Origin of the sequence: Sporomusa sp. (assembly GCF_035561255.1) — a bacterium.
Classification (GTDB): Bacteria; Bacillota; Negativicutes; order Sporomusales; family Sporomusaceae; genus Sporomusa.
Genome location: NZ_DATMXX010000355.1, coordinates 1 through 4,589, shown reverse-complemented (window position 1 = coordinate 4,589; position 4,589 = coordinate 1). Strand labels below are relative to the sequence as shown.

The 4,589-nt window shown below is 47.2% G+C and carries 4 protein-coding genes; 3 read left to right on the top strand and 1 reads right to left on the bottom strand.

What is annotated here, in order from left to right; all coding sequences use genetic code 11:
* Positions 1–191 precede the first annotated feature (191 nt).
* From VN379_RS20115 to VN379_RS20105, 3 genes are all read left to right on the top strand, one after another.
* Positions 192–1,508 (top strand): FAD-dependent oxidoreductase, encoded by a 1,317-nt coding sequence (locus tag VN379_RS20115; protein WP_325537156.1) that lies wholly within the window; start codon positions 192–194, stop codon positions 1,506–1,508.
* A complete protein-coding gene (locus VN379_RS20110; protein ID WP_325537154.1) occupies positions 1,508–2,890 on the top strand; it encodes a hypothetical protein in 1,383 nt (460 codons plus the stop codon). Before VN379_RS20115 ends, VN379_RS20110 begins: the two co-directional genes overlap by 1 nt.
* A gap of 202 nt (positions 2,891–3,092) precedes the next feature.
* Complete coding sequence (locus tag VN379_RS20105; protein WP_325537152.1) at positions 3,093–3,782, top strand: FCD domain-containing protein; 690 nt, start codon at positions 3,093–3,095, stop codon at positions 3,780–3,782.
* 186 nt (positions 3,783–3,968) lie between these two features.
* Here the strand turns inward: VN379_RS20105 and VN379_RS20100 are convergent.
* A partial coding sequence (locus VN379_RS20100) for an N-acetylmuramoyl-L-alanine amidase (protein ID WP_325537150.1) occupies positions 3,969–4,589 on the bottom strand: 621 nt, incomplete at its 5' end.

Genomic DNA, 4,589 nt, shown 5'->3' with positions numbered 1-4,589 from the left:
AAATTAATCATCATTCGATCATCAATGATGAGTGGCAATGTCGCCGAGCAACTGCGACATTGCTATTTTTATTTACTGGCAGCCACTCAGACTTGATTGCAACTAAATATTTACTCAGAGTAGAGTAGATTTGGAAATTCTTCTGGATCTACTCTCATTTTATTCTAAAAACGAGGCAGGGGGTTCTTATTGTGAAGAAAGTTGTAATTGTTGGTGGCGGCTGGTCAGGAACAGCGGCTGCTCTCGCAGCACGAAAAGCTGGTTGTGAGGTGCATTTGTTTGAAAGGGCAGATATGCTCTTAGGTACCGGGCTTGTTGGGGGCATTATGCGTAATAACGGTCGCTTTACCGCAACAGAAGAGATGATTGCTATGGGCGGCGGCGACCTGTTTAAGATTTGTGACGCCAATTCCCGGCACAGAAATATTGAGTTTCCAGGGCACAAGAATGTTAATTTGTATGATGTATCTACAATTGAACCGGCTGTCAAGCAAGCCCTGCTGGCTGCAGGAATCAATATTTATCTAAAATCCCGCGTGAGCGACATTGTTATGGAAGCGGGAACAATTACTAAAGTGGTTGCCGATGTCTTTCATAGCAATCAGACCATTGAAATAACCGGTGACGCCTTTGTTGATGTATCAGGCACTGCCGGTCCTCAGGGAAACTGTATGAAGTACGGCAACGGCTGTGCAATGTGTATCTACCGCTGTCCGACCTTTGGACCCCGGCTTAGCATCGCTGCCAGGGCCGGTATTAAAGAGATTATCGGTGAAAAGCCAGACGGAACTTTGGGCGCTATGAGTGGGTCGTGCAAGCTGCATAAAGATTCACTGTCCCCTGAGGTCAGGGAAGAACTGAATAGAACCGGGGTCTGTGTTATCCCCGTGCCGCCCGTCTTGCGCAAAAGTATGGACTCTCTTGGTCAGAAGGCCTGTCAGCAATATGCTTTGAAGGAGTTTGCGGAAAACATAGTGCTCCTGGATACTGGTCATGCTAAGCTAATGACCGCATATTATCCGCTGGAGATATTGCGGCAGATTCCGGGCTGCGCTAATGCCCGTTATGAAGATCCCTATGCCGGCGATATTGGCAACTCGATGCGTTATTTTGGAATGTTACCCCGGAATAATGCTCTAAAGGTAGATGGTCTTAATAATGTATTCTGTGGTGGTGAGAAGGCCGGCCTGTTGGTTGGTCATACGGAGGCCATCGTTACCGGTACACTCGCCGGGCATAATGCGGCTCGTTTTGCTCTGGGGCATCCCCCGATTGAGCTTCCCGCAAGTATTGCGTGTGGTGATGCAATTGCCCATGTCAGGGAAAGGATGCAGACTAAAGAGGGTATTACCAAGAAATACACCTTTTCAGGCGCCAATTATTTCAAACGGATGCAGGAAGAGGGGTTGTACACCACAGACATTGCTGCGATCAAAGCGCGTGTTGGAAAAGCAGGTTTGACTCAGCTATTTGCTACACCGATCATCTGCAATGAGGAGGTAAGATAATGACAGTAGAATTGACAGCAGCTCACTGGTTGTTTTTGTTCTGGGTTGGGGTTGTAATCGTGGTTATGGCTCTGAGAAAAGATCCGGTCATTCCATGTATTTTGGGCTTGCTGTCTGTAGGCTGGCTTGTAAAAAGTAGTTTTATCAGCGGCGTTAGCACGGTATTTAATGCTTTGATTGTTGCCGGCAACGAATTCTGGGGGATTATTGTTGTCATCTCGCTCATTGTTGCCCTGTCCAAATTGCTTAGTGACACAGGTGCTGACTATTTAGTTATGAGGCCGGCTGCCCGCCTGATGATCAACCCTGATATTGCTTTCTGGACAATTGGTATTGCGATGATGCTGACATCCTGGTTCTTCTGGCCCTCACCGGCCACTGCGCTCATTGGCGCCATTATGGTTCCGGCTGCTATCCGGGCCGGTCTTCCCGCAATGGGGGCGGCAGTGGCGATGAATCTTTTTGGTCATGGCATTGCCCTGTCTACCGACTATGTTATTCAGGGAGCCCCGACGATAACAGCCAAAGCGGCTGGCTTTGCTGATCCCTCACCCGTAATCGTTGCCAGTATTCCCCTTGCAATTACCATGGGGTTAGTAACTACCATTACTGCGTACATCATGCTTAAGCGCGATATGGCCCATAATCCGGAGCAAATTATAGCAGAACAAGCGGCGTTAACCGCCCAGGAGGTCGAACGGGAATTAGACTGGGTATCCTACTTCTTAGCCATTATCACCCCTGTAGCCTTTGCTTTAGATGTTGTTGCCATGTGGGTACTTAAGCTTAGAGGGGGAGACGCAACCGCCCTGCTTGGGGCGACAGCCGTTTTAATCCTAACGTTGGGCACTCTATTAAAATATCGTTGGGAAGGGTTTGAGAAAATTACCGACTATGTCCGCGAGGGCTTTATGTTCGGTATTAAGATTTTTGCTCCTGTAATTATTATCGGCGGTTTCTTTTTCCTGGGTAAAGGAGAACTTGCCAAGACTATCCTCAGCACCCAGGCTGCAACCGGGTTTCTTGAAGACTTTGGTTTAGCTTTATCGCAAACAGTACCCCTTAATAAGGTGTTTGTGGCGATTGTCAGCTTAGCTACAGGCATTATCGTTGGCCTGGATGGCTCCGGCTTCTCCCCGCTGCCGCTAGTCGGGGCTGTTGCTGCCACCTTTGATAAAGCCATTCAGATTGATAAAGCAACCTTAGCTGCCTTAGGCCAGATTGCCGGGGTATGGACCGGGGGCGGGACCATCATTCCTTGGGGTTTGATTCCGGTTGCTGCGATAACCGGTGTTAATCCAATTGAGTTAGCGCGCCAAAACTTTATTCCAGTCGTTCTTGGTTTTATCGCAACAACCATTGTTGCAATACTCCTTATGTAATCAATTAATCTAAAGAGGCTGTCTCTCATAGGTTTAAAACAACCTATGAGAGACAGCCTTTTTTCATTGTTTGTAGTAATCGGCTCTACTTTGCTAACACACTATCTGACTGCAAGCTGCTTCAATACGTTGTTTGTAGAAGGAATTAGCTTGGGTTATCTAGAAACTAACTACTAAATAACCATTCCTAGGAGGAAGACGCGTGGCGCTTAGTGATAAGGAGAACCTAGAGTATGATATACTCTCGATCATAAATGAATCAAACGGACGTCCCATGGGGTGTGGCTCAATTGCTGTTAAGTTGCAAGCCTTGGGGTATTCCTTCAGTGAGGCTACTGTTGGTAGAATTCTGCGGGACCTGGATATTGCCGGTTTAACCGAGAAGGCGGGGTTTCAGGGGCGGAAGTTATCAAGTAGTGGCAGTGAGCGGCTGTGTGATTTGGCAGGTAAAGAGCGCAGGCAAAAGCAGGGTGAGGAATTGATGGCGGCTGTTCAGGGACATACCCGTGAACAACTGCTTGAGGTGTTAATTGCCCGCAGGGCTATTGAGGGTGAGCTTGCATATCTTGCTGCTCAAAATGCTACGCCGGAAGAGGTCAGGGCTTTACAGGCGGCGTTGACTGCTGAAGATGTTGAGTTTCATAACATCATTGTTAATATGGCGCAGAATCGTGTGCTGGCAGCTGCTGTAAGTCTGATTCGGCAGGATACGCAGCTGTCACCGGTCCTTGAGCACATCCGGCTCCAGGTCCACAGCCTTGTGCATGTAGACCATCAAAAGATTGCTGAAAGCATAGGAAGCGGTAATGGTGACAAAGCCCGGGCGGCCATGATTGAGCATATAAATAATCTTATCAGTGATGTGGAGAAGTACTGGCATCCTCAAGGATAAAATATAAGAGAACTGATAACCTAGGACCGGGTAAGACGGGGGGACGGTGGTTGTGTCTTGAAAAGACACAACCACCGTCCCCCCGTCGCTCTTTCTAGCTATCTCCCCGTGTCAGTCCCGGTTTTTACCTAATGAATTGTTCTAGTCAGACGGGTGCAGTCTAATAAGAGGATAAAATTGTCGTATTCAATACTGATAATAGGTATAAACACCTTTAGCAATTGCCTCAGCTAGCTTTCTCTGGTATTCAGGAACCTGTAGTAACTGACGTTCTTCGATGTTAGTAATGTAGCCAACCTCAATTAGCACAGCCGGAATTTTGTTGCGGCGCAATACAAAATAGTCGGCGTTTGCAGCGCTCCTGCTTGTCTCAGTAACAGTACAGAGTTCAGTTTGGATTGAATTGGCTAAGGCTTTTCCCTTTTCAGACTTGTTATAATAGAAAACCTCGGCACCGTGTCGCTTGGCATTCTTGACAGCATTAGCATGAACACTGATAAATAAGTCTGCATCTGATTCTTCAACCATTTCGACCCGGGCCATTAAATCGCGGCGATAGCGCTCTTTTATTTTATCGTTATCACATTCAGGACTAAGTTCCACATCTTGCTGGCGGGATAATACAACTTTAGCACCATATTGGTTAAGGACTTCTTTAAGCTGGAGTGCTACTGCCAGATTAATATCTTTTTCTAATACGCCTGGACGGTTTGCACCAGGATCAATACCGCCATGACCAGCATCGATAACAACAACCTTGCCTGTTATTATCGGGGGTACATTATATGCATATAATGTACCTAACAC

What these genes read in the sequence shown, in the direction of transcription:
- VN379_RS20110 (WP_325537154.1), top strand. Translation starts at nt 1,508, where the DNA reads ATGACAGTAGAATTGACAGCAGCTCACTGGTTGTTTTTGTTCTGGGTT.